General features: G+C 50.6%; 24 protein-coding genes. 19 read left to right on the forward strand and 5 right to left on the reverse strand.

Translation table 11 applies throughout. The annotated features are described in order from the left end of the window. Positions 1-370 precede the first annotated feature (370 nt). Complete coding sequence (locus QMG93_RS23725; protein WP_281940887.1) at positions 371-1,270, reverse strand: hypothetical protein; 900 nt, start codon at positions 1,268-1,270, stop codon at positions 371-373. Between the two features lie 332 nt (positions 1,271-1,602). On the opposite strand from QMG93_RS23725, the gene QMG93_RS23730 reads away from it, so the two are divergent. Further along, a complete protein-coding gene (locus QMG93_RS23730) occupies positions 1,603-2,262 on the forward strand; it encodes a hypothetical protein (protein ID WP_281940888.1) in 660 nt (219 codons plus the stop codon). Here the strand turns inward: QMG93_RS23730 and QMG93_RS23735 are convergent. Then, a protein-coding gene (locus tag QMG93_RS23735) for an IS3 family transposase (protein ID WP_281940889.1) occupies positions 2,219-3,369 on the reverse strand; the annotation gives its coding sequence in 2 pieces (ribosomal slippage) (positions 2,219-3,114 and positions 3,114-3,369; 1,152 coding nt in all). The two genes, QMG93_RS23730 and QMG93_RS23735, sit on opposite strands and share 44 nt — an antisense overlap. Before the next feature lie 50 nt (positions 3,370-3,419). Here QMG93_RS23735 and QMG93_RS23740 point away from each other — a divergent pair. The 7 genes from QMG93_RS23740 (at position 3,420) to QMG93_RS23770 (ending at position 9,387) form a co-directional block, all read left to right on the forward strand. Further along, positions 3,420-3,878 (forward strand): hypothetical protein, encoded by a 459-nt coding sequence (locus QMG93_RS23740; protein ID WP_281940890.1) that lies wholly within the window; start codon positions 3,420-3,422, stop codon positions 3,876-3,878. A gap of 13 nt (positions 3,879-3,891) precedes the next feature. Next, positions 3,892-4,533 (forward strand): hypothetical protein, encoded by a 642-nt coding sequence (locus QMG93_RS23745; protein WP_281940891.1) that lies wholly within the window; start codon positions 3,892-3,894, stop codon positions 4,531-4,533. Between the two features lie 461 nt (positions 4,534-4,994). After that, positions 4,995-5,930, forward strand: coding sequence for a helix-turn-helix transcriptional regulator (locus QMG93_RS23750; protein ID WP_281940892.1), 936 nt, complete (start codon positions 4,995-4,997; stop codon positions 5,928-5,930). Between the two features lie 77 nt (positions 5,931-6,007). Then, on the forward strand, positions 6,008-6,265 hold the full coding sequence (locus QMG93_RS23755) for a zinc ribbon domain-containing protein (protein ID WP_281940893.1): 258 nt from the start codon (positions 6,008-6,010) through the stop codon (positions 6,263-6,265). Positions 6,266-6,471: 206 nt separating this feature from the next. Further along, positions 6,472-7,155, forward strand: coding sequence for a lysoplasmalogenase family protein (locus tag QMG93_RS23760; protein ID WP_413789327.1), 684 nt, complete (start codon positions 6,472-6,474; stop codon positions 7,153-7,155). Between the two features lie 44 nt (positions 7,156-7,199). Continuing rightward, positions 7,200-8,732 (forward strand): aldehyde dehydrogenase family protein, encoded by a 1,533-nt coding sequence (locus tag QMG93_RS23765; RefSeq protein WP_281940895.1) that lies wholly within the window; start codon positions 7,200-7,202, stop codon positions 8,730-8,732. A gap of 31 nt (positions 8,733-8,763) precedes the next feature. Next, positions 8,764-9,387 (forward strand): sterol desaturase family protein, encoded by a 624-nt coding sequence (locus QMG93_RS23770; RefSeq protein ID WP_281940896.1) that lies wholly within the window; start codon positions 8,764-8,766, stop codon positions 9,385-9,387. 24 nt (positions 9,388-9,411) lie between these two features. Here QMG93_RS23770 and QMG93_RS23775 read toward each other — a convergent pair whose 3' ends face one another. Then, positions 9,412-10,302: an EamA family transporter gene (locus tag QMG93_RS23775; RefSeq protein WP_281940897.1), complete on the reverse strand. Its 891-nt coding sequence runs from the start codon at positions 10,300-10,302 to the stop codon at positions 9,412-9,414. 226 nt (positions 10,303-10,528) lie between these two features. Next, positions 10,529-11,002, reverse strand: coding sequence for a MarR family winged helix-turn-helix transcriptional regulator (locus QMG93_RS23780; RefSeq protein ID WP_281940898.1), 474 nt, complete (start codon positions 11,000-11,002; stop codon positions 10,529-10,531). Between the two features lie 162 nt (positions 11,003-11,164). On the opposite strand from QMG93_RS23780, the gene QMG93_RS23785 reads away from it, so the two are divergent. The 5 genes from QMG93_RS23785 to QMG93_RS23805 all read left to right on the forward strand — a co-directional run bounded on the left by QMG93_RS23785 (position 11,165) and on the right by QMG93_RS23805 (position 16,467). Then, the gene (locus tag QMG93_RS23785; protein ID WP_281940899.1) at positions 11,165-11,800 is read left to right on the forward strand and encodes an HlyD family efflux transporter periplasmic adaptor subunit; all 636 of its coding nucleotides are present in this window, start codon (positions 11,165-11,167) and stop codon (positions 11,798-11,800) included. Between the two features lie 38 nt (positions 11,801-11,838). Continuing rightward, positions 11,839-13,479, forward strand: coding sequence for a DHA2 family efflux MFS transporter permease subunit (locus tag QMG93_RS23790; protein ID WP_281940900.1), 1,641 nt, complete (start codon positions 11,839-11,841; stop codon positions 13,477-13,479). A gap of 38 nt (positions 13,480-13,517) precedes the next feature. After that, a complete protein-coding gene (locus QMG93_RS23795; protein ID WP_281940901.1) occupies positions 13,518-14,045 on the forward strand; it encodes an NAD(P)H-dependent oxidoreductase in 528 nt (175 codons plus the stop codon). 35 nt (positions 14,046-14,080) lie between these two features. After that, positions 14,081-14,620: a hypothetical protein gene (locus QMG93_RS23800; protein ID WP_281940902.1), complete on the forward strand. Its 540-nt coding sequence runs from the start codon at positions 14,081-14,083 to the stop codon at positions 14,618-14,620. Positions 14,621-15,234: 614 nt separating this feature from the next. Then, a complete protein-coding gene (locus QMG93_RS23805; RefSeq protein ID WP_281941050.1) occupies positions 15,235-16,467 on the forward strand; it encodes an MFS transporter in 1,233 nt (410 codons plus the stop codon). Positions 16,468-16,522: 55 nt separating this feature from the next. Here the strand turns inward: QMG93_RS23805 and QMG93_RS23810 are convergent, their stop codons facing one another. Further along, positions 16,523-16,759, reverse strand: coding sequence for a TM2 domain-containing protein (locus tag QMG93_RS23810; RefSeq protein ID WP_281940903.1), 237 nt, complete (start codon positions 16,757-16,759; stop codon positions 16,523-16,525). Between the two features lie 305 nt (positions 16,760-17,064). Here QMG93_RS23810 and QMG93_RS23815 point away from each other — a divergent pair, with 305 nt between their 5' ends. The 6 genes from QMG93_RS23815 to QMG93_RS23840 all read left to right on the forward strand — a co-directional run bounded on the left by QMG93_RS23815 (position 17,065) and on the right by QMG93_RS23840 (position 22,808). Beyond that, the gene (locus QMG93_RS23815) at positions 17,065-17,268 is read left to right on the forward strand and encodes a cold-shock protein (protein WP_010495688.1); all 204 of its coding nucleotides are present in this window, start codon (positions 17,065-17,067) and stop codon (positions 17,266-17,268) included. Between the two features lie 73 nt (positions 17,269-17,341). Continuing rightward, the gene (locus tag QMG93_RS23820; RefSeq protein WP_281940904.1) at positions 17,342-17,569 is read left to right on the forward strand and encodes a cold-shock protein; all 228 of its coding nucleotides are present in this window, start codon (positions 17,342-17,344) and stop codon (positions 17,567-17,569) included. Positions 17,570-17,645: 76 nt separating this feature from the next. Next, positions 17,646-18,257 (forward strand): class I SAM-dependent methyltransferase, encoded by a 612-nt coding sequence (locus QMG93_RS23825; RefSeq protein ID WP_281940906.1) that lies wholly within the window; start codon positions 17,646-17,648, stop codon positions 18,255-18,257. A gap of 128 nt (positions 18,258-18,385) precedes the next feature. Further along, the gene (locus QMG93_RS23830) at positions 18,386-20,035 is read left to right on the forward strand and encodes a response regulator (RefSeq protein WP_281940908.1); all 1,650 of its coding nucleotides are present in this window, start codon (positions 18,386-18,388) and stop codon (positions 20,033-20,035) included. Further along, positions 20,032-21,825, forward strand: a complete 1,794-nt coding sequence (locus tag QMG93_RS23835) for a sensor histidine kinase (RefSeq protein WP_281940910.1) — start codon at positions 20,032-20,034, stop codon at positions 21,823-21,825. Before QMG93_RS23830 ends, QMG93_RS23835 begins: the two co-directional genes overlap by 4 nt. Next, on the forward strand, positions 21,822-22,808 hold the full coding sequence (locus QMG93_RS23840) for a substrate-binding domain-containing protein (RefSeq protein WP_281940912.1): 987 nt from the start codon (positions 21,822-21,824) through the stop codon (positions 22,806-22,808). Before QMG93_RS23835 ends, QMG93_RS23840 begins: the two co-directional genes overlap by 4 nt. Positions 22,809-22,821: the final 13 nt, after the last annotated feature.

The raw sequence follows: 22,821 nt of genomic DNA on the forward strand, positions 1-22,821 counted from the left end.
ACGTGTATGTAATGGTCGTCTCCGACACATGTTGTACATTAGGGTTTTTCTCCAAATTCTTCATTTGTTCTTCTGTAAAAAGCACTCGATTCAAGTTCCCCATTTTCCTCTCGCCCCTATTCCTTACTCTGATTAAAACACAAATGACCCACAAGATGGTCACTTTTTTCAAAGTGTCCTTCTTGTGGGTCACAGTTCACCTTATTACGCTCAGGCGCTTTTTTTTAATTACATAATTGAAACGTAACGGTACAGAATGACGTCTAATGATCATTGTGATTCGTGGGGAGGCGGTACATTAGTTTTTTTTGTATAGTTGCATGGTTTGGCGTATTGATATCTCGATAACCTCTTGAGGACATTTGGAAATTTATAAGCTAACATTGAAGCTTTCAACGTCTTTCAAGAGTTGATCATGATTGTATTTCTCTCCCCAGATTTTGAGGTTTTTTGCTCTGCTTTCCGGATCGTTGTTAACGCGAATAATTTGTTCTTTATATTGTTTAACACGATTTTTGATATCGTCTTCCAGTGCTTTGAGATTTGCTTTCTGGCCATCATTTTGGAGCTTGGCATTTTCCTTCAACTTATCTTTAAATTCCTGCTTTAAGCCTTCCAACAATCCAATCTTTATAATTTCAATTTTGCCTAGACGTATGTCGTCATTGGTTTCTTTTATTGTTGTAGCATCAGTAGCACCTGTAAAACCAACCTGACCGTTGTTTGTCGTTGTTTGGATAACTACCGTATCAGCACTATTGTAAATCATTTGGGGGGTAAAGAGTAGCGTATTGGTATAGCGGTCGAACCCTGTCCGCAAATCTACCCCCAAGTCATAAGCAACTCTCCATATAAGTTTAGAGCACCACCATGCGGTTTGATTAGTCAGCGGATATGAATATGAGTCAACTGTATAAGGACCATTATTATTCGCTCGGTAAAAATCTGCTTTTCCGGCAAGTGAACTCATTTGACTATGATCCCAGTTTTTAATACCCAGTTGAGTTGCTTCATCGTAATTTTCTTTGATTTTCCAAACATCAACGATGCCAATAGAAGGATTGGCTTGTCCCGATTCGATAAGTAAACCATAAGAGGCACAGCCGTGCTCTCTATACCGCCAATCACTTGGTTTTGTGCACGTGTAGAAGCTGTCATTGTAAGCAATCATGGCATGGGTATAAGCGCCATAATTTCCTCCGGGGTTAGATCCCAGAAGGATATCACCTCTGTAAATAGCTCCAACGTTGAACGTATTGTTTCCTTCCAATGTTTTTTGGCCTGAAAATTCTAAAAAATCTGCTGTAGCTGTTGCTGGTACAATTAATGAACTTGTTAGTAAGGTGGCTGATAGGATGAAACTAACGGAATATATATTATACTAGAAAAATATATAATACAATATATAAATTGGGATCTATGTTTATATTTTACTTTTTTATTTTTTTCTCACTAGTAACATGGAAAGTATTTGAACATTTAAGTTTATGAGGGATAGAGGGAACTAAAGTAAAAATGTGATGAGGAAAAGAATGGTAATACCTTTGCGCTTTTATCATTTGTACCTCGAAATACATATTAACAAAATAGGAGAAAACTAAAATGATTAAAAAACATTTATTGATGTTAATAATTTTAATGCTAGAGTTGTTTTTGTTAGGATGTAATACTGAGGTGCAGAGTGTAGAGATTAAAAAAGACTACTATGGAGTATCACGTGAAGCTGATGGATATTACTATATTTCTTCTCTAACGACCGGATTAAAAAAAAATAAATTAGATGGTCGCACTTCATTTATTCTTTATGATAAAAAGGGACTTTTGTGGGTTCCCTATGAAAGAGAATATGATTATAAAGTTGGGTCTAAAGTGGACATTTATAAAGATGAGAAGATCATTAAAACGATCCCTGTCGAAAATCGTCCTGTTAAAATTATTGAAGGCAGTGTATTGAATGCGGTCATCTGTGAAGTAAACGGAGAGAAGGGAAGAGTAGTCTTTGTTAACAATTCTACATTTGAAGTTATAAAAACGGTGGAAATAGAGGGAAATCCAACAGATGCTATTTTCGATGAAAGCGTGGTATTTGTAACCAGTGATAACCTAGTGAAAAATGTAGATAGTTTTGTTCATAAGATAAATGTTAGCGATTATTCAATAAATACTACTATTATAAATGGACCACTGTCAATAAATTGGACATATAGAATCGAGAGAATTACGCAGCAGACAGATACATACGTTCGTATTGATTGGGTGTAAAATACCCGATGGAGGAATGGATTCGTTTTCCATTGTAGAAACACGCAATATACTCAAAAATCCGCTCTCTGGCTTCTTTGCGGGTCTTGAACTTCTCTAAATATACGAGCTCTTTCTTCAGCACGCTGTGGAACGATTCGATACAAGCGTTATCGTAGCAATTTCCTTTGCGGCTCATGCTGCCCTTCATCTTATACTTTTTGAGTCGCTCCTGGTACTCTAAAGAAGCATACTGACTGCCTCGATCAGAGTGGTGGAGAACTTCACCGCGTGGCTTCTGAAGCCGATAGGCTTGATCTAGCGCCTTTATCACAAGTGACTTCGTCATTCGTTCATCCATATGAAACCCTACGATTTTACGACTGTATAAGTCCATGACGCTCGCTAAATAGAGCCATCCCTCATCCGTCGAGATATAGGTGATGTCTGTCATCCAGACCTGATTAGGCGCACTCGCTTGAAACTGTTGATTCAGCACATTCGCGGCTACCGGCAAGTTATGCTTGGAATTCGTTGTTGCTTTATATTTCTTGATTGTTCGGGATTTCAAGCCGAGCTCCTTCATGATTCGAGCAACGGTTTTCTCGGCTACCTGAGCGCCTTGTTTCTTCAGGGTTTCCCAGATTTTCTTGCTTCCATAAAGACGCCTATGGTCAAAAAAGATGCGCCGAATCTGCTTTTTGAGCCACTTATGACGTTGACTTCGACCGCTTTCTTTTCGCCGGGTCCAATCATAATAACCGCTTCGGGAGATTCCAAATACGGCGCACATCTTCGCGACACGGAGCTTGAAGCGATGATCGTGGATGAATTTATAGATCAGCGCCGGTCTTTTGCGAAGTAGTGCATCGCCTTTTTTAAGATTTCGTTCTCCTCTTCCAGATCACGAATCCGCTTCTCAAGATCACGCATGGCCTTGTCTTCCGGTTTTAGTTGCCCACTACCGGGAAACGCCCCGCTGCCGTCCTGTTTAAACTCGGCGATCCAGCGATAGATCGTATTCTCATGCAGACCCATCTCACGGGCTACCTGCGCCACTGATTTCCCTTCTTTTTGAACGAGTCGAACGGTATGAAGTTTGAATTCTTTGTCGTATTTTTTCGTCATGTCGGACACCTCGATTATGAATGCTTTTATTTTCGCACTCTCGGTTCTCCGTGTCCAATATTGAGTCTAGCACCATAAAAGATAGTAGAAGAATTAATTCTATTCAAGAGCATAAGGATTATATTTATGTAGGCGTTCTTTCCTACGATAAAAAAGAATATACTAATCTGGTTAAATTAAAGAAGGCTAACCTGACAGTCGAAAAGGAAATAAAAGTGGAATTTTCCCCTCTAGAAATAAAGAAGCAAAACAATAAATTATACTTGCTCCATTTTTCATATAATACTGACCCTGTATGGGGAGGAGTCATGACTATTTTTGACTTGCAGAATGAAACTATAAAAGAAGTTGAAATTCCCATTATTGCCAATCGCGTTTTTTTGGAAAATGACAAGATACTGTTTTCATCTTCATACTCAGACCAATATGTGGAGTATAGTTTAAAAAACGATTCTTTAAAGAAACAGAATTCAGCTAAAAGGATAAAATCGAACATTGTATCTTTTTGATGGGGGGCTTAGGATGAAGAAGAGAACGGTTTTGACATATCTGAACTTTTCAATTGTCTGTTTGATACCGGTCTTTATTTACTTACGTCGAAATATTGATAATAAAATCATTTTTTATTCTATGGCTATAGTCGTTACTCTATTATGTTTATTAAGTTTATTTTTATTAATAAAACGATATAAGAACAGTCTTATTTCCTATGTAGGAATTGTTTTATTAGGACTTAGTATGATCTTTGTGGTCAGAGAAAGCTTGGATCAACGAATGAATTTCTATCTTCAAGAGGCTTTAACTAATTATCTACCCTCGGCATCACTCGAAATCATAGGGGAGGGACAATATAATGTTAATCTGGCCAAGCCAATGCTAGGCCAGAATATAAAAAATGAAAAAAGAACTTTGGGGAAATTTTATCCTGAATTGCCTTATCATCAATCGGAACTTTTTTTGGTGGACAAACACTTACCAGACAATCCAAGTGTTAGTTATAGGTTTGTTTTTAAAAAGCCATATCAGATTGATAACCAGGATGTATCAAATAAAATATGTATTGTATGGGGGATGTGCAGCTATTTTTATAATGGTTATGCAGATATTGATCTGAAGACTGGTGAAGTTATTGGTCTCAAAATCCGATATATGGATATCAAGTAATCTGCCATTTAAAAGAATAATAGTTACTATACACCCCATATCCAGCCCATAGACGCGGGATCTCGCCTATGGGCTTTTCTTATTCAGTATGTAAAAGTCCCAGCTGGCTTTTTTAGTATGGTATTATTGTAAATAACAGGGAGGTCTGACGATGAGAACAGCCTTCGTTTTACTCTTTGCATTGTTGCTTTTGCAGGGATGTGCCCGAGATGATCATAACAACCTTGTGTTCACCGGCGAGAGCGAGCATTGGACGAGGAAGCTCCTCGATAAAAGGCTATAACATAAAAAATAATAAAATCGTGGCCAGCTCCGTCTCCTCTTATCCGTTTGCTCGAAAGGGCGAGGAAATCCCCATACATGTCGAATGGGACGGAAAAAAGGAGGACGTACTGCTTAAGTCGAAATAATGCTGCTATGAGGGAGAGTCCGAATAAAGAAAGGCTGGAGCGGTCTTGCGTTTGGAACGGATACTTGCTGTTTTGATGCTGGTTGTCAACAGGAGAAGAATATCGGCCGCGGAGCTCGCGGACAAAATGGAGGTTTCGGTCCGGACCGTCTACCGGGATATCGAAACGTTGTGCCAAGCCGGGTTCCCGATCGTCGCCTACCAAGGGGCTGGGGGCGGTTTTGCCGTCATGGAGGGCTATCGGCTGGACCGGAACGCGCTGACGTTCGAGGAGATCACATCGGTCATTTCAGCTTTAAAAGGAATGACGAAGACACTCGACGATACGCGTCTCGGAACGACGCTGGAGAAATATACGAGCTTGCTCACCGACAAGGAAAAAGAAACCGCCCGCTTCTGGCAGGAGCGGCTCGTCATCGATATGAACCCGTGGGGGGCCGACGGTGCGATGAAGCGGAAGGTCGCCCTGATTCGGGAAGCGCTCCAGAGGGAGATGACCCTCCGTTTCGCCTATACTTCGAACAACAGGTTGACGACCGACCGGGAGGTCGAGCCGATGACGCTTTTGCTAAAGGGTGCAGCTTGGTATTTGTACGCGTATTGCCCGCTTCGCGGCGATTTTCGCATGTTCCGGTTGTCGCGCATGACTCAAGTGGTTGTGATGGATCACCCGTTCGAGCGCAGGGAGCATGCAAGCCTGGAAGAGAAGGACTTGGAGCAGATGTGGAATAGCGGCTCCCAGACGGTGACGATGGTACTGCGCTTCGCGCCTGAGGCGAGAGCCCGGGCGGAAGAATTTTTCGGCATGGAGGAAGGGCAAACGGGAGAGGACGGTTACTTGACGGTTGTGCAGACGTATCCCGAGGACGAGTGGGTGTACGGCTTCCTGCTAAGCTTCGGGGACCAAGTTGAAATCCTCGAACCCGAGCGGCTGCGCGTGCTCATCCGGGACCGCGCAGAGCGCATCTGCAAGATGTACGGGAAATGAAAAAATAACATGACAAACTGTTGTCAGAGTTAGGGGTGTATGCTGTAGCTATTCCCAATCAAATGGAGGTTGTCAAAATGGACAAACAGTTTTGTCAAAGCTGCAGCATGCCCTTGAACACTGCCGAGGATTTCGGCACGAACGCCGATGGAAGCCGCAATGAAGAGTACTGTACCTACTGCTATCAAGGAGGGGCCTTCACCTCCCCGGACGCTACCGTGCAATCGATGATCGAGGAATGCGTTCCGCATGTGATCGAAGGCCAAGGCATATCGGAGCAGGAAGCCCGCGAAATGCTGAATCAATTCATCCCTTCGCTCAAAAGATGGGCGTAACAGACTGACGTTCCGACACCAAAACTATTTTTCATCAGGTCCCCAAAAAAGCCGTCGTCGTGCTCTGCGTTATTCGCAGGCGCGTCTGCGGCTTTTATCTTTTGCCGGCCGGGCCATTCTTCTTGATCGAAAACCGTCCATGAAATGATGGAAAATGGCATATATAGGATATAGAATGGATTTAGATTTGGAGGGGTACGATGGGGATGGCTTTGGTGCAGGTTGTTCTTTTTGCATGGGGCTTATGGATGGCCAGGCGGAGAGCGGCAAGCGGAGAGGACGATCTTATCCTCCCGCTGTGGGTACGAGTGCTGCTCAGCCTCTCGCTGGTTGCGGCAGCGTTCGCGATTTGGCGATCCGACCCGGCTTCGCCTTATGGCGAGTGGGTATTTTGGGGAATGCTGATGTCATTCCTCGGCGATCTGTCCATGGCCGGTGTCATTCCTTGGCCGCAAAGGCTAATTGGCGGCATGCTGACCTTCGCGGTCGCGCAGAGCTTCTACATGACCGCTTTTATTCAAATGATGTCTGCAAGCGGAGGGGCCGCAGGAGGCCGCGGATTATGGATCGGCGTGACCGGCTACGGTTTGCTGCTTGTTGTCGGATGGCTATTTTTCATTCGCAATCCCCACAAGCAAGCCATCCTTAATTATGGAGCGCTTGGATACGGATTATGGGTCGGCGGAATGGCCTGCTTTGCTCTTGATCTGGCGATGATGCTAGGGGGAGTCTGGTGGCTGACGGCTGTTGGCGCCCTGATCTTTGTCCTGTCCGATCTGCTGATCGGCGTGACGGATGTCGGGGGGTACCGAATGAAACATAAAGAAATATGGATCTGGTTCACGTATGTCGCCGGACAGATGGCGATTATTTACGCCGCGGCAGGATGATGTTCGGCGAATAAAATATTTTGTAGCGAAATGGAGCGATCGTGGTGGCGTGGAGAGCGGTAAATCCTGCGACTGGAGAAGAAGGAGAGGAAATTCAGGCAACGCCGCTGGAAGCGGTGGACCCAATGATGCAAAAGGCGAAAATAGCTTCGCCCCCATGGAAGCAGACGCCGGTAGCGGAACGATTGACGTATTTGCGGCGGATTCGCTACTACATCACGGAGCATTTTGAGGAATGCGCGGAGCTGATTGTTCAGGCAACCGGGAAGCCGCTCGTGGAAGCGGCAACACACGAGTTGTTTATCGTGGCGGATGCGATCAAGCATATGGAAGATTGCGCAGTCAAAACGCTAAAAACGCGAAAAGCGAAGACACCGCTCACCTTGTTCGGGAAGCAATCCACGATTTCCTACCACCCCCGTGGTGTCGTTCTTGTCATTGCGCCGTGGAATTTTCCGTTTCAGCTTGCGATGATACCTGCGTTAAACGCATTAACAGCCGGCAACAGCGTCATTGTCAAGCCTTCCGAGGTAACGCCGCTTGTAGGCAAATTGATGGAGCGTATTTTCGCGGCGGCGGGATTTCCCGAAGGGCTTGTGCAAATCGCTCATGGAGATGGCGCGCTGGGAGCCAGGCTCATTGAGGCGGAGCCGGATTATATTTTCTTCACAGGCTCCGTGCAAACTGGCGCCAGGATTCAGCAAGAAGCCGCGAAGCGGCTCATCCCGACCACGCTTGAGCTCGGCGGCAAGGACCCGATGATTGTCTTCGCCGATGCGAATCTGGAGCGGGCCGTGAGAGGAGCGGTATGGGGCTCGCTGGCCAACAGCGGGCAGGCGTGTATTTCGGTGGAGCGAATCTATGTCGAGCGATCCGTTTATGCCGACTTTACCGAGCGACTAAAGCAGGAAGTGAGCCGGCTGCGCCAAAACGGAACCGAAGATACGGACTTGGGCTCGATGACATTTTCGAAGCAGGTGGATATCGTTAGCGATCATGTTCGCCATGCACTGGAGGAAGGGGCCGAGATGGAGTGTGGACTTCATCCCGAACAATGGCGGCTATCGCAGGGCTTGCAGGTTCAGCCTATCGTACTGACGCAGGTGAACCCGCGGATGAAGGTGATGCGTGAAGAAACGTTCGGCCCCGTCATGAACGTCATGCCTTTTGACCATGAGATGGTAGCGGTCGAACTGGCGAACGATTCCTCTTTCGGTCTGAACGCCAGCGTCTGGAGCCGGGACTTGACCAAGGCCCGCCGCATCGCCGACCTGCTGGAGTGCGGCGGCGTCTGTATTAATGATGTAATGGTCACGATCGCGAATCCGTACTTGCCTTTTGGCGGGATAAAGCACAGCGGAATAGGCCGCTACCATGGGGAAGAGGGCCTTACGTTGTTTTGTCATCAAAAGGCGGTCGTGCTGGACCGCGGAACGAAACCGGCGGAAGTGAACTGGTTTCCGTATGCGGGCAAGTATCCGGTCTTCGGCCGACTGATTAAAAGCTGGTACGGTTCCCGGAGAAGCCTGTTTGGTTTCATTCGGGCGAACCTTGAGTTGTTGCGAAAATCCAAATAAGCGAGCCGGACATCGGCAAGGGGGACGCGCGATGAGACCCTATATCAAAGAGTTTTTTACCCATGTTGATATTTGCGTGATGTGCGTATTGCTGGTGGCGGGGTGGACGGTCATTTTGCCGCATGCGAATGAGGGGACGATATGGCTGGCTCTCGTCATTGGCATGGCCGGTTATGCGTTGAGCGAATATATGATCCATCGCTTTTTGTTTCATATGAAGCCGCCGAAGCATCCCCTGCTGCTTGCTATGCTCCGCCGTCTGCATTATGACCATCATATTTACCCGAACGAATTGCACCTGCTGTTTCTTCCCGTATGGTACAGCCTCCCGGTCATGGCAGGACCGGCGCTGATTGCTTATGGGGTGACGCAGGATACGGTGCTGACCGTCGCTTTTGTTACGGGAGTAATCAGCTTCCTGCTTTACTACGAATGGACGCATTTTGTCGCCCACCGGCCTATTAAGCCGATCACGCCCTGGGGGCGCTGGATGAAGAAGGTGCATCTCTGGCATCATTACAAAAGCGAACATTACTGGTACGGCGTAACCAACCCGCTGTTCGATGTCATGCTGGGCACGTTTCGCGACGAGCAGCAGGTGGAAAAAAGCGAAACGGCGCGCAATCTGGAAGGAAAAGTAGATTCGCGGCTCTAGAGCGTGTCTTCAAAACTAAGATAGTCATAACGTCGATTTCTTGTTCGAATTTTCAGATCGAAGGTTACTACTAACAATCCCGCCTAAAATAATGATCACGCCAATCCACTGAGGCAAGCTTATTGGTTCAGCCAGCACTAAAGAGGACATTGTAAGGACAACCGGCAGTTCGGATGCTGTCAGAATGGTTCCGAGTCCTGAACCAACATGCGGCATTCCAATGGAAAACAAAAGGGGAGGAAGGACGACCCCGAATATACCAAGGGCTAATCCATAAGGAATCAACCCCATGAATACTTCCAAATCAAATAAAAACGATGGCGGGAATACGATAAATACAGTTAATACGCCCCCCGTGGAAAGAAGAGCACTCTTTAAAATGGGAGGGGCTGTTTTTTCAACAGAGCTACTCAAAAACACGAATGTGGAAAACGTTAATGCAGCAAGCATTCCCCAAAAGCTTCCCAACCATGACAACGCCATGTGTTCCTGAAACAGTACGTTGGCAGCCAAAATGGACCCAATGAGAAGCAGCACAATGGAAGTAAGCTTACGCTTTGTCGGCCTTTTCTTATGGAACAACCACTCCAGCAGGGCTCCGATCCAAACAAATTGAAACAGAAAAACAATGGCCAGCGAAGCGTTTAGGGTTTGTAAGGCTTGATAATAGAATATACCTGTTAGCCCAAATGGAACTCCAGATAGAATAAGTTTTGCAGTTTGGATGCGAGTTAGTTTTTTCTTTTTGGTAAATAGAACAACAAGCCAAATAAGTACAGCTCCGAAAAAATACTGCCCTCCGGCTACTGCTGACACGGTGAAACCTGCTGTATAAGCCAATTTAACAAATGTTGACAATATCCCGTAACAGCAGCCTCCTAAAAAAACAATCAATGCATAGTGCCATAACTTCATAATAATCCTCCTGTTTTGAATGCAAAAAACCACACAAATGACCAGTAAGGCCCTTTGTGTGGCGAAAATAGAGATTTATCTCCAGAAAAGTCCACATTATCCCAAATAGGTTTTAGTATTCCGTTTCGGTTTACCGTATAACAAACTTTGGTCGTTGTCAATCTCGAATATGGCAAAGCTTCGCAGAATCCCGTAGCCGGCAACGCAGGGGTGCGAAAAGAAAACATTACTCCCGTTCCAGCTTCAAGGCGAGCTGTTCGGTAATTTTGTCGATCATGGTGAAAAACTGCGTCTTCTCCTCGTCGCTCAGCGGTTCGAGCATATCGGTAAGCAGCTGCCGCCGAATTTCCATGGCGCTCTTCACGAAGGCAGCGCCTTGTTCCGTGAGCGAAATCCGTACGGTGCGCCGGTCCGAGTCGCTGCGCTGACGGACGAGGAAGCCGTCTTCCTCCAATTGATTCAGTGCGATCGTCGTTGCGCCGGAGGAAAGCTGCAATCGTTTGGCGATATCGGCGACCATGCAGTTTTGGTTGTGGTAGATGGTCTTAAGAATGTAGTATTTCGTATTGTTCATCCGCATATGCGGCTCTTTAAGCTTTTGTGCGATGAGCTTCATTTTGTATTTCAGGAACGTTTCCGTCAGTCTGTTCATCGAGTCGAATTCATGGGCAGACGTGTCCGGAGGCTGGTTTGTGGGCATGAGGCTTCTCCTTACTTGGTTTAAAATCGGTGATAGATCAAGTATACCGGATTTTATTACTAATTGTGTTCCGTTTTTTTTCATGCTAAAGTGGTTTTATTGAAAAATTACTTTATAACAAAGTAATTAACATATTAAAATATATTGGAGGAGAGAAATCGAATGAAAGGTCGCATGTTTGCAGCCAATATTATTGGTGTTGTTCTTATTGTATTGTTAGCCTTCGGCGGATTTTATTATTACGATCAGTCGTCCAAATATATCAAGACCGAGGATGCCCGGGTAGCGGGTGATGTCATCTCGGTATCCGCCCCGGCGACCGGTACGCTGTCGTCCTGGAGCGGGAAGGAAGGCGAGATCGTCGCCAAAAACGGCAACGTCGGTCAAGTGGCCGAAGGCTCGAAAACGGTGAACGTCGCTGCCCCGATTGACGGCACGATCGTCAAAAATCAGGCTAAGGAAGGCCAAATGGTCCAGCCCGGCCAGCCGTTGGCGCAGCTTGTCGATATGAAGAACCTGTATGTTACGGCCAACCTGGACGAAACTGACGTGAAAGATATTGCCGTCGGCTCGACGGTTGACATTACGGTGGACGGCGATGCCGGCACGACGCTGAAAGGAAAGGTCGAGGAGATCGGACATGTGACGAACTCCGTATTTTCTTTGCTGCCTTCCGCCAATACGAGTGGGAATTATACGAAAGTGACGCAGAAGGTGCAGGTCAAAATTTCGATGACCAACTATTCGGATTCTGTTCTGCCCGGAATGAACGCCACGGTTAAATTGACGAAAAAATAAGGATTTATTTCTAATATCTTATAAAGAAAGGAGCTGCGATGATGGCTTCTCCGCAAGAAACGAAGGATAACCCGGGCGGCTTGTCAGGCTATGGGAGCTTATTGACGGTGCTGATGCTTGGCTTGTTTCTGGCGATTCTGAACCAGACGCTGCTGAACGTCGCACTCCCTCACTTGACGGCCGACTTCGGCGTCAGCACGAGCACGGTGCAATGGCTGCTCACCGGCTATATGCTGGTGAACGGGGTTCTGATCCCCTTGTCCGCGTACTTGATTGAACGGCTTGGGGTTCGCCGGTTGTTTTTGATCGCGATGCTTTCCTTTACGGCAGGGGCGCTAATCTGCAGCCTTGCTCCAAGCTTCCCGGTCATGCTGACCGGACGTTTGATTCAAGCGATCGGCGGCGGCGTTCTGACTCCGCTGGTGATGAGCGTCATCTTATTTATATTTCCGCCGGAAATGCGGGGGAAAGGGATGGGGCTGTTCGGGCTCGCGATGATGTTCGCGCCGGCGGTCGGACCGACTTTGTCGGGATGGATTGTACAAAATTACGACTGGCATTGGCTGTTTACGGGAATGCTCCCGTTCGGCGTGTTGGTGCTTGTCATTGCTTTTTTCAAGCTGAAAAATATCGAAGAGCCTAAAAAAATCAAGCTGGACACCTTCGGCACGGTCACCTCGATCTCCGGGGTAGGGCTTCTTTTGTACGGGCTAAGCGAAGCCGGGTCCAGAGGATGGACGGATGCCGTTGTCTTGTCTTGCATCGTTGCCGGATTCGTTCTGCTTATCGCGTTTGTCATTCAGCAAATGCGTTCGGAAAACCCGATGCTGGATATGCGGGTGTTCCGCTACGGGGTCTTTTCGCTGTCGACCGTGATCAACGTGTTCGTCACGGCCAGCATGTTCGCGGGCATGATTCTTCTGCCGCTTTATTTGCAGAACCTGCGGGGCTTTACGCCGCTCGATTCCGGGCTGATGATGCTGCCGGGAGCAATCGTGATGATGATCATGTCGCCGATCTCCGGAACGCTGTTCGACAAGATTGGTCCGCGCCCGCTGGCGGTCATCGGAATGATCATTACGACGGTGACGACGTACGAATTCACGACGCTGACTTTGGATACGTCTTACGGTTATATTGTTGCCATTTATATGGCGCGTTATTTCGGGATGTCCTTGCTGATGATGCCGATCATGACGGCCGGGATGAATCAGCTTCCGCGGGAGCTGAGCAAGCACGGGACGGCGATGTCCAATACGCTGCGCCAAATCAGCGGTTCGATCGGGACAAGCTTGATTACGACGATTTTTACCAATCGTTCGACCGCTCATTATGCCGCCTTCACGGACCGGATGGATACGACGGACCCGACCTTCATGGATTCGTTCAATGCGCTTGTCAACCGGATCGCCACGGCGGCGCACCTACCGCTGACCGAAGCGAAAACGCAAGCGGCAGCGGCGCTGGCCGGACAAGCGAAGCTGCAATCGACGGTGATGGGGATTAACGACGCCTTTTTCTGGACGACGATCATTTCGGTGGTCGGGCTGGGCTTGAGTGTATTCTTGCGCGATGTGAGAAAAGATAAGCCAAAGCATGGTCTGCTTGCACCCGAGGAGACAAGCGCGCGTCCGACGGAGGTTATTCTGCTCCCGTCGCCGGGGCAAACGGCGCAATAAGATTGGAAGGGCGCTTTTGAACCAGAAAGGGGATTAAGATGAAACTATATATCGTATACGATAGCGAAGGCGGACATACCGAGGCATTGGCGCATGCCATTGCGGCGGGAGCCGCCCTCGTCGAGGGCGCCGAGGTAGAGGTGCGAAGCGTGCAGGAAGCGGACATCAGAGCTCTTCCTGAGGCGGATGCGATTATTTGGGGCTGTCCCGGGCATTTCGGAACGATCAGCGCCGGGCTTAAAGCATGGATTGACAAGCTCGGCTATTTGTGGGCGCAAGGCAAGCTGATCGATAAAATCGGCGGCGTGTTCTGTACGACGGCGACGGAGCACGGAGGCCTCGAATCCACGATGGTCAGCCTGATGACGCCGATGCTGCATCAAGGCATGATCGTTGTCGGTCTGCCTGGAAATCTTCCGGAAAACGCTACGTACGGCTCGTATTACGGCGTAGGCGTGACGTGCCCGATCGATAGCGAAGAGCTGCTTGGCGGGCATGGCGAACAGTTGGGTCGGGCCTTCGGAAAGCGGATCGCCGAAGTGACGCGGAGATTTGCGCGTTCTTAAGCGGATGACTCAGGCGGACGGAAGGAGGTAGCGAGATGACCGTTCCTGTCATTTGCATCGCAATAGCCGTCATTCTGGTTATTGCTCTCATCATGTATAATATGCGATCGATGATGTCCTCGCCGGTCCCCCGGAGCGAGCGGCAGTTTCCCGGCCATCCGGAGAAGGAGCAGGGGCTTCCAGCGGAAGAGCCCGCGGGTCCGGATGCGCAAGAAGCCGCGGCGGCGAAGCCCCGGCCGGCCGAGCAGAAGCGCGAACCGCAGGGGCCCGCCGCGAATCAGGAGAGAGCCGGGGCCGTAACGGCCCAAGTGCCTCCGGCGGCGGAACAGGAAGCCGGGGTTCGGGCGGCGGCGCAGAAGCCCATAGCTCAATCGGGCCGGGCACGTACTCCTGAAGCCGATGCGGAAGCCGAGCAGACTTCGACCAAGCTGGCCGATCCGGAATATCGTCAGGCGCTCCGCGGGTTTGCCCAACCGGCAACGCCCGGGATGCCGTCCGAGAAAGCCGGCGAAGCTCCCATGAAGGATGATGACTTCCGTACGGCGCTGCGGTCGATGCACGATAAGAAGCAATAATACGATTTCGGAAAAAGACTTCACTACCTTGGGTTATCGCATGGCGTCCTGAGGTCAGGAAGTCTTTTTGCGCGTTGGAAGTTAAGCTAATTACCAATTACAAGCCCTGTATCTGGGTGGATTTCGGGTGTCGGAGCCTAGTTATCCACGGAGTTATGCACATAATAAACAGCCTATCGACGGGAAGTCTTGCCCTAGGGGGTTGTTATTATTCACATATTCACAAAATAGGTTATGCACACCGGGATTTGGAAATTTCGCTTCCATGGGTATCATTCTTTAGTATTGTAATATTTGTAAAAGTGGTATTGCCGTTGGACTAATGGACAGAAAGAGACCCACAGCAACGGGCTGTGGGTCTAAAGGTTTTATATATTAAAAAGGGGGTCAAGGATTATTATAGTCTGCGAACATTAAGGGATGATGAAAATTATATTTCATTTATATTACAAATCTGATAAATCGGAATAATGAAACGACAGGCACGCATAACGGTATAGGAAACAAACCAGCAGAAACATTTTTGGTAGCGTTTACATTGAAATCTATGCCGAAGGGGGAACTGTTCCTGCGTGAAAAAATATGTGAATTCCCCGACCGCCTTCGCCTTGGGCATGCTCGCCATGATGATCCCGACTCAAGCGTTCAGTTCGTTCTACAGCTACTACTACGTGGAGAAGCTGGGGCTTAGCGTAGGGCTTGCCACGCTCGCAAGAACGATTTACTTGATCTGGGATGCGCTTAACCAGCCCTTGTTTGGCTATTTATCCGACCGGACGCGTAGCCGCTTCGGACGGCGCAAGCCGTGGATCGTAGGGGCCGTCCCGCTGTTCATGCTGACGTTCGTTATGGTGTTTGCCGTCCCGGACGGCTTGTCCGGCTACAGCTTGTTCGCCTGGTTTCTGGTCGCGCTCGTGCTGTTCGAGAGCGTATCCGCCATTCTGTGGGTGAATTACGGCGCTTTGTTCCCGGAGTTGTTCCGGGGCGAGCGGCTGCGGGCCAAAGCATCCGCCATTCAGCAGGGCTTTCAGATCGCCGCCATCCTTATTGGCTCGGCGCTGACGCCGGTATTATTTGCCGCGATGGGCTTCGGACGGATGGCGCTTGTGTATGCCGCTGCTTTTGCCGTATTCATGCTGCTGTGCGCCGCGACCGTAAGGGAAAGCGAGGAAGCCCGCCAAGAACCGCCGCTCCGGCTGCGGGAAGCGTTCCGCGAAACGCTCAAAAACCGCGCGTTCTGGCTGTTCAATCTGGCCAATTCGTTCGCGCAGACGGTGAACGGGCTGATCGGATCGATGATTCCGTTTTATGCCAAATACGTTCTGCGCATCCCGGAATCGCAAGTCTCCCTACTGCTTGCCTCCGTATTCGTGTCGGTTATTCCGCTGGTTGCCGTGTGGTATTGGATCGTTCGCAAACTGGGTGCGGTCCGAAGCTGGCGGCTTTCTTTGGCTGTGTACGGATTGTCCGTCATTCCGCTGTGGTTCGGCAGCCATTTGGCGGGCGGCATCGTGGCAGGCATTGCGGTCGGGTTCGGCTTGGCGGGCTTTCTGGTAACGCCGCCCGTGCTCAGCAGCCAGATCATCGACCGGGACTTCGAGCAGACCGGGCGTCGAAGAGAGGGCGTCTACACCGCGGTCGGCGGCTTTATTACACGTTCGAGCGGCTTGATCTCGGCGTTAGCGTTTTGGGTGGTCGGGTTGCTGCTCGGGTATGTGAGCGGGGAGCAACCGGGACCCGATCCGCAGGGCACGTTCCGCTATTTGATCAGCGTCGTTCCCTTCTGCTTGCTGGCGGTGTCGTTTCTAATTGCCTCCACCCTCCACTTCCCGGACAAGCGCGAATGAAAAAAACTGCCGCGCATCAGCAGCAGTTTTCTGGGTCAATATGAGGCGATGAGAATTAATTCTTGACAGGTCTGCCATCGGAATCAGTAAAACTCCCAACGGCGATCATGATAAAATCAATCAATGTCCAGACACCGAAGCCGCCCAAGGTAATCAGCATCAGGATGCCGGTTCCGACCTTGCCTACGTAGAAGCGGTGAACGCCAAGCGATCCCAAGAAGAAAGCCAGAAGCAGCGCGGCTACAAAGCTTTTCGGACTCTTGTCTTGATGTTGCGGTGTAGTATAATCCACAGTAATTCCTCCATTAACAACAGTAAATTTTGAAATGCTCATTTGTATCTATCGGCAGGCGCTTATCCAAAAGTTAGTTCTCTTTTCTAAATAATTCTTAATAATTGCAGTTTATTTTTGCCGGCGGCGATATTTGCCTTTACGTACGGAATGTGGTAAAATGAAATAAATGTTTATAAATGAAACCGGAATTCACATATTGAAAAAGGTGACATTTTTTACATGATACTTTTTTCAATGTGTGAATTTTTTAATTTTGGTTAAAAATGAGCATATTAAATTTATTAATTGTGGAGGTCACACCCATGCAAACAGGTACAGTAAAATGGTTTAACGCAGAGAAAGGCTACGGCTTCATCGAAGTTGAAGGCGGCAGCGACGTATTCGTGCACTTCAGCGCGATCCAAGGCGAAGGCTTCAAGTCCCTGGACGAAGGCCAACGCGTTGAATTCAACGTTGTTCAAGGCAACCGCGGACCGCAAGCCGAGAACGTTGTAAAAGTTTACTAAGCAGCAAGCCCGCTTCTAACGCAAGTTAGGGGCGGTTTTTCTTTTAGTATTGAGATCGGAAAGGGGAATGGCCGTGAATTATCGTAAAAAGATGTTTGAGGAAGTCCCCAAGGAAGAGACCAAGATCTGGTCCTGTACGAAAGAAGACTGCAACGGGTGGATGCGGGACAATTTTATGTTCGAGCATAACCCGACGTGTCCGTTGTGCCAGTCCCCTATGGTTAGCGATACGAGAATGCTGCCGGTGCTGGTAAATTCGGCGCCGGATCAACGTCCGGTCAAGACCGGGCAAGAGGAATAGGCACGAATTTGACAGCCGCCGTTCAAGTTGTTAACTTGGATGGGCGGTCTTTTTTGTTCCGAGTGAGGTGATGAGGATGCTCGAATGGACGGGAGAGCGAATTATTCCGAAGCAGATGAAGCCGACGAACGGCATGCTGCTGGAGCATATCGCGAGATATTATTTTGCTGCTCCTTATGTGCAGGGGCGAGTACTGGACATTGCATGCGGAACCGGGTACGGGAGCCATATGACGGCCAAGGAGCGGAAGCGGGAAGTGACGGAAATCGTCGCCGTCGACAACGATGAGGAGACGCTGCGGTACGCAAGCCGGGAGTACCATCATCAGAAGGTGACGTATGTGCAAGGGGACGCGACGGACCCGGGGCTTCCGGAGCGGCTCGGCCTGTTCGATACGATCTTGAGCTTTGAAACGATCGAGCACTTGGAGGACGACAGGGCGTTTATAGACAACCTCTACCGCATGCTGAAGCCGGGAGGAATCTTGGTCCTGTCCAGCCCGTTCGGCCGGGGGCGGGGCATGCCGACCAGCGAACCGTTTCACGTCCACCAGCTGACACCCAGCGAGTTCGAGGAGCTGTTCACCGGATTTGGCGAGGTGGACATCTACTACCAGCGGGGCGTGACCTTCGAGAAGCCGCGGGACGGCATCCGGTATTTTATCGGCGTGGCGGTGTGCCGGAAGTAGCTGGGACCTCATTCCTCCACTTTTCAAAAGGGGCGCCCTTCTGATACATTGTTATCACGAGATTTCGAAAACCTGCCGAAGCCGGGAGGCGCAAGCTCCCGCAGCGGCGCAAAGTGAGGCCGTGACCGATGTATAAGCTCATGCTTGTGGAAGACGAAGAGGATGTGCGCGAAGGCATCCTGCGGGAGATCGACTGGGCCCGCCACGGATTCGAAGTGATCGAAACCGCGGAAAACGGTCAGGAGGCGGCGGAGCTGTTCGAACGGCAGGTGCCGGACGTGGTCGTCACCGACATCCGCATGCCGTTTATGGACGGGCTGCAGCTGGCGGCGTGGATCAGGCAGCGGTATGAAGCGACGAAGATTGTCATCCTGACCGGTTTCGACGAGTTCGAATATGCGCAAAAAGCGGTCAAGCTGCATATCGACGAATATGTGCTCAAGCCGTATTCGGCGCAGGAGCTGATCGACGTGCTGGCGAAGATCAAGCGCCGGATTGACGAGGAAGCGGCGGAGAAGGAAAACGTCCAGACGCTGCAGGAGCACTACCGCAGAAGTCTGCCCGTGCTGCGTGAGGTTTTTCTGGCCTCGCTGGTCGCACGGAAGCTGCCGCGGCGCGAAATCGAGGAGAAATGCCGGAGCTACGATCTGGAGCTAGCAGCGGACGCCTACGTCGTATCCGTCATCAGCATGGATACCGGCGAGGATACGGAGGGAGCAGCCGAAGCCTCGCTGAGAGCTTCGAAGGATATGGAGCTAAAACGCTTCGCCGTGCTGAACATTGCCGAAGAAATCGTTGAGAAGCACCGCTTGGGGCGGGTGTTTTTGCATAACGATTATTTGGTGCTTTTGACGGTAGCCGGACAGGTACAGGAGGGCGAAGCTTCCGCGCTTAAGAAAACGCTTACGGTGCTGGAGGACTTCCGGCAGAGCATTGAGAAATATTTGAAATTCACCGTCACGATCGGCGTTGGCACCGTATGCGGCGACCTGACGGACGTGTCCTATTCGTACAAGGATGCGGTCCTGGCACTAGATTACCGCGGCATTCTCGGCAGTAACCGGATCATTTGTATTGACGACGTGGAGACACGTTTCGTCGAGAAGCTGCGCTTCGACGAATTGAAGGAGCATGCATTGATCCGCTGTCTGAAGGTCGGCACCCCGCAGGAAATTCAGGAGACGGTAGACGGCTTGTTCCACGGCATCGGCGAAACGCAGGTGTCGTTCAAGGATTACCAGATTTACTTGATGGAAATGTTAACCGCCATTCTCAAAGCGGCGAAAGATGCGAACGTCGATTTGGATGCGGTGCTCGGGACGGATTTCGTGCCGTTCGCGGAGCTGCACAAATTCGCGAGCCTGCAGGAAGCGAAGAGCCGCATTCTCGGGCTGTGCACCGCCATCATGAACAGCATCGCAAGCCAGCGACAGTATACGTACAAATCGCTGGTGGAGCAGGCGATCGAGTATACGAAGAGCCATTTCCACGAGACCGACATTTCGATCCAGAAAGTATGCAGCCATCTGCATATCAGTGCGGGCTATTTCAGCAGCATTTTCAAGAAAGAGTCGAAAATGACATTCGTCAACTATCTGATGCACATTCGGATGGAAGCGGCGAAGGAGTTGCTGCGGACGACCGACCTCAAAGCGTTTGAGATCGCCGAGCGGGTCGGGTACGCGGAGCCGAACTACTTCAGCTTCAGCTTCCGCAAGCATGTAGGCGTCTCGCCGAAGGAATACCGCAGCGCCGCCGTGGAGGGACAGCGCGGATGAAGTGGGTGACCCGGGGGCTTCGGCGGATGGCCGCATCCGTTGTCTACACGTGGAAGGTCAAGAGCATTCAGGTGATCATCACCGCGTCGTTTACGCTGCTGACGCTTCTTGTTATAGCGTTCGTCAGCGTGATGCTGTACAACAAATTTACGAAGACGGCGGAGCAGAACACGTTTCTCAGCAATGAACAGATCGTCGCGCAGGTCAAGTACAACCTCGAAAATTACTTGCAAAATATGTCGCAGGTGTTTCAGACCGTGGAGCAAAAGGTGTGGATGAATTCCATCGTGTCGGGCGAACGGCTGACCGATCAGCTCGGGATGATTCTGGACAGCCGCACGGATATCGTATCGATGGCGCTGTTTACGGCGGACGGCGAGTCGATTGCGGGACTTCCGGTCATGGACATGCGCAAAAACACGAAGCTGACCGAGCAGAGCTGGTTCAAGACGGCGCTGGAGAACCCGAACCATCTGACCTTCTCGCTGCCGCACATCCAGAACCTGTACAAGGGTAAATACACGTGGGTCGTGTCCATGAGCAAGCAGATTACGATCGAACGCGGCGGCCAGAAGCAGAACGCCGTGCTGCTCGTCGACTTCAACTTCAAGACGATCGACGACCTGTGCCGCCGGGTCAGCCTGGGGAAGAAAGGCTACGTGTACATCATCGACGAGTCCGCAGGCAACATCGTGTACCACCCTCAGCAGCAGCTCATTTATATCGGCCTGAAATACGAGAATGTGGAGCAGGCGCTCAAATATACGTACGGCAACTATCTTGATTCGTCCAGCGGCGACAAGCGGCTGATTACCATCGCAACGGTCAACAACATCGGCTGGAAAATCATCGGCGTTTCTTATATGGACGAAATCGTGACCGCTAAAAAGGAAATCGGCGGCTTCATCGCCTGGCTGCTGCTGTTTGTCGTCGTCTTCGTGCTGCTGATCTCGGCGTTCATGTCGGCCAAAATTTCGCAGCCGATCCGCCGTCTGGAGCGTTCGATGAGCAAGGTGGAGCAGGGCGTGTTCGACATTCACATCCAGGTGCAGGGCGACGACGAGGTGGGGCGGCTGTCGCGCCGGTTCAACTATATGGTGGCCCGTATCCGCGAGCTGATGGGCCAAATCATCCGCGAGCAGGAAGCGAAGCGTAGAGGCGAGCTTGAGGTGCTGCAGGCGCAGATTCACCCTCATTTTCTTTATAATACGCTGAATTCCGTCGTGCGGCTTGCCGGCGGAGGCAAGAGCGAAGAGGTCATTACGATGATTACGGCGCTGTCGAAGTTTTTCCGCATCAGCCTCAGCAAAGGCCAGACCGTCATCTCCGTACAGGACGAGTTGGAGCATGTCCGCAATTATTTGATTATCCAGAAAATGCGGTACAAGAACAAATTCGAGTTCGCGATCGACGCGGAGCCGGAGGTCTTGGGCTGCCGGACGCTGAAGCTGATTTTGCAGCCGATCGTGGAGAATGCGATCTACCATGGCATCGAAATGATGGCGGACGAAGGCTTCATCCGGATCACCGCGGAGCTCGTCGGGGAAAAGGTGCGGCTGCAGGTCATCGACAACGGGCTCGGCATTCCGGCGGACAAGCTGGAACGACTGCTGACGGGCGAGGCGGCAAGCGGCGAAGGCTCTTCCGTCGGCCTCCGCAACGTGCATGAGCGGATCCGGCTTGGCTACGGCGAGGCCTATGGGCTGGAGATCGAGAGCCAACTGGAGGAAGGCACGACGGTGACGCTGTGGATTCCGGCCGTACGAACGGAAGGGGCGGAGGAGCGATGATAAGGGGAAGCGCAGCGTTTCGAACGGTTCCGGTGCTGCTTGCAGCCGTGCTCTGCCTCCTGCTGCTCCCGTCTTGCGGAAGCGAGAACACCGAGCCGCACATCGCGGAGCCGAAGAAGCAAATTGCTCTCGTGCTGAAGACGCATAACAGCGATTATTGGAAAACGGTGCGTACGGGGGCAGAAGCTGCGGCAAAAGAGTTCGGCGTCGAGCTGTCGGTCGGGGCGCCCAAGCAGGAAGAGGACGTACAGGGCCAAATTCAGCTCGTGAACGAAGCGGTCAATTATAAGCGGGATGCGCTGGTGCTGGCGGCCAACGACGATCAGGCGCTGGCGGAAGCGGCCGGGCAGGCCGCGGAGCGAGGCATGCCCGTCATCGCCATCGACACGGAGATCGACTCGCCGCGGGTGCGCAGCTTTATCGGCATCGACAACTTCGAGGCCGGGCGCAAGGCCGGGCTCAAAATGGCGTCGCTCGTCGGAAACCGGGGCCGCATCGCAGTGATCGGCTTCAAGCCAAGCGTGAGAACGACCGAGCAGCGGGAGCGAGGTGTGCTGGACGAACTCGCCAAGCACAGCCAGATGAAGGTGGTAGAGCAGGTCGAGTGCGCCTCGGACCCCGCTCCGTGCGCGTGGCAAATCCGTCAGCTTCTTCAGGAGCCCTTAGACGGAATCGTCGCGCTGCATGCCGTTTCGTCCATCGAGGTTGTCCGGGCGATTGGGGAGATGGGGCTGGAAGGAAAAGTAAAAGCCGTCACGTTCGACAGCACGGCCGAAAACATCGAATCGCTGCAGGATGGCGTCATTCAGGCGACGATTATCCAGAATCCGTTCAGCATGGGCTATCTGGGCGTCAAATATGCGGTGGAAGCCTTGGAGGGCAAGAAAGTGCCCGCCCGCTTCGATACCGGAACGAAGGTGATCGATCAGGACAACATGTTCTGGTCGGACAACCAGAAACTGTTGTTTCCTTTTGTGAAGTGAAAAAATGGAGAGG

Source organism: Paenibacillus tyrphae, from assembly GCF_027925525.1.
GTDB lineage: Bacteria > Bacillota > Bacilli > Paenibacillales > NBRC-103111 > Paenibacillus_G > Paenibacillus_G tyrfis_B.

Excerpts from the sequence above, each read along its gene's own strand:
- QMG93_RS23730 (WP_281940888.1), top strand. The coding sequence starts at position 1,603 with ATGATTAAAAAACATTTATTGATGTTAATAATTTTAATGCTAGAGTTG.
- QMG93_RS23755 (WP_281940893.1), top strand. The coding sequence starts at position 6,008 with ATGGACAAACAGTTTTGTCAAAGCTGCAGCATGCCCTTGAACACTGCC.
- QMG93_RS23835 (WP_281940910.1), top strand. The coding sequence starts at position 20,032 with ATGAAGTGGGTGACCCGGGGGCTTCGGCGGATGGCCGCATCCGTTGTC.
- QMG93_RS23805 (WP_281941050.1), top strand. The coding sequence starts at position 15,235 with ATGCTCGCCATGATGATCCCGACTCAAGCGTTCAGTTCGTTCTACAGC.
- QMG93_RS23745 (WP_281940891.1), top strand. The coding sequence starts at position 3,892 with ATGAAGAAGAGAACGGTTTTGACATATCTGAACTTTTCAATTGTCTGT.
- QMG93_RS23795 (WP_281940901.1), top strand. The coding sequence starts at position 13,518 with ATGAAACTATATATCGTATACGATAGCGAAGGCGGACATACCGAGGCA.
- QMG93_RS23840 (WP_281940912.1), top strand. The coding sequence starts at position 21,822 with ATGATAAGGGGAAGCGCAGCGTTTCGAACGGTTCCGGTGCTGCTTGCA.
- QMG93_RS23780 (WP_281940898.1), bottom strand. The coding sequence starts at position 11,002 with ATGCCCACAAACCAGCCTCCGGACACGTCTGCCCATGAATTCGACTCG.
- QMG93_RS23775 (WP_281940897.1), bottom strand. The coding sequence starts at position 10,302 with ATGAAGTTATGGCACTATGCATTGATTGTTTTTTTAGGAGGCTGCTGT.
- QMG93_RS23830 (WP_281940908.1), top strand. The coding sequence starts at position 18,386 with ATGTATAAGCTCATGCTTGTGGAAGACGAAGAGGATGTGCGCGAAGGC.
- QMG93_RS23825 (WP_281940906.1), top strand. The coding sequence starts at position 17,646 with ATGCTCGAATGGACGGGAGAGCGAATTATTCCGAAGCAGATGAAGCCG.
- QMG93_RS23815 (WP_010495688.1), top strand. The coding sequence starts at position 17,065 with ATGCAAACAGGTACAGTAAAATGGTTTAACGCAGAGAAAGGCTACGGC.
- QMG93_RS23790 (WP_281940900.1), top strand. The coding sequence starts at position 11,839 with ATGATGGCTTCTCCGCAAGAAACGAAGGATAACCCGGGCGGCTTGTCA.
- QMG93_RS23785 (WP_281940899.1), top strand. The coding sequence starts at position 11,165 with ATGAAAGGTCGCATGTTTGCAGCCAATATTATTGGTGTTGTTCTTATT.
- QMG93_RS23760 (WP_413789327.1), top strand. The coding sequence starts at position 6,472 with ATGGCTTTGGTGCAGGTTGTTCTTTTTGCATGGGGCTTATGGATGGCC.
- QMG93_RS23800 (WP_281940902.1), top strand. The coding sequence starts at position 14,081 with ATGACCGTTCCTGTCATTTGCATCGCAATAGCCGTCATTCTGGTTATT.
- QMG93_RS23770 (WP_281940896.1), top strand. The coding sequence starts at position 8,764 with ATGAGACCCTATATCAAAGAGTTTTTTACCCATGTTGATATTTGCGTG.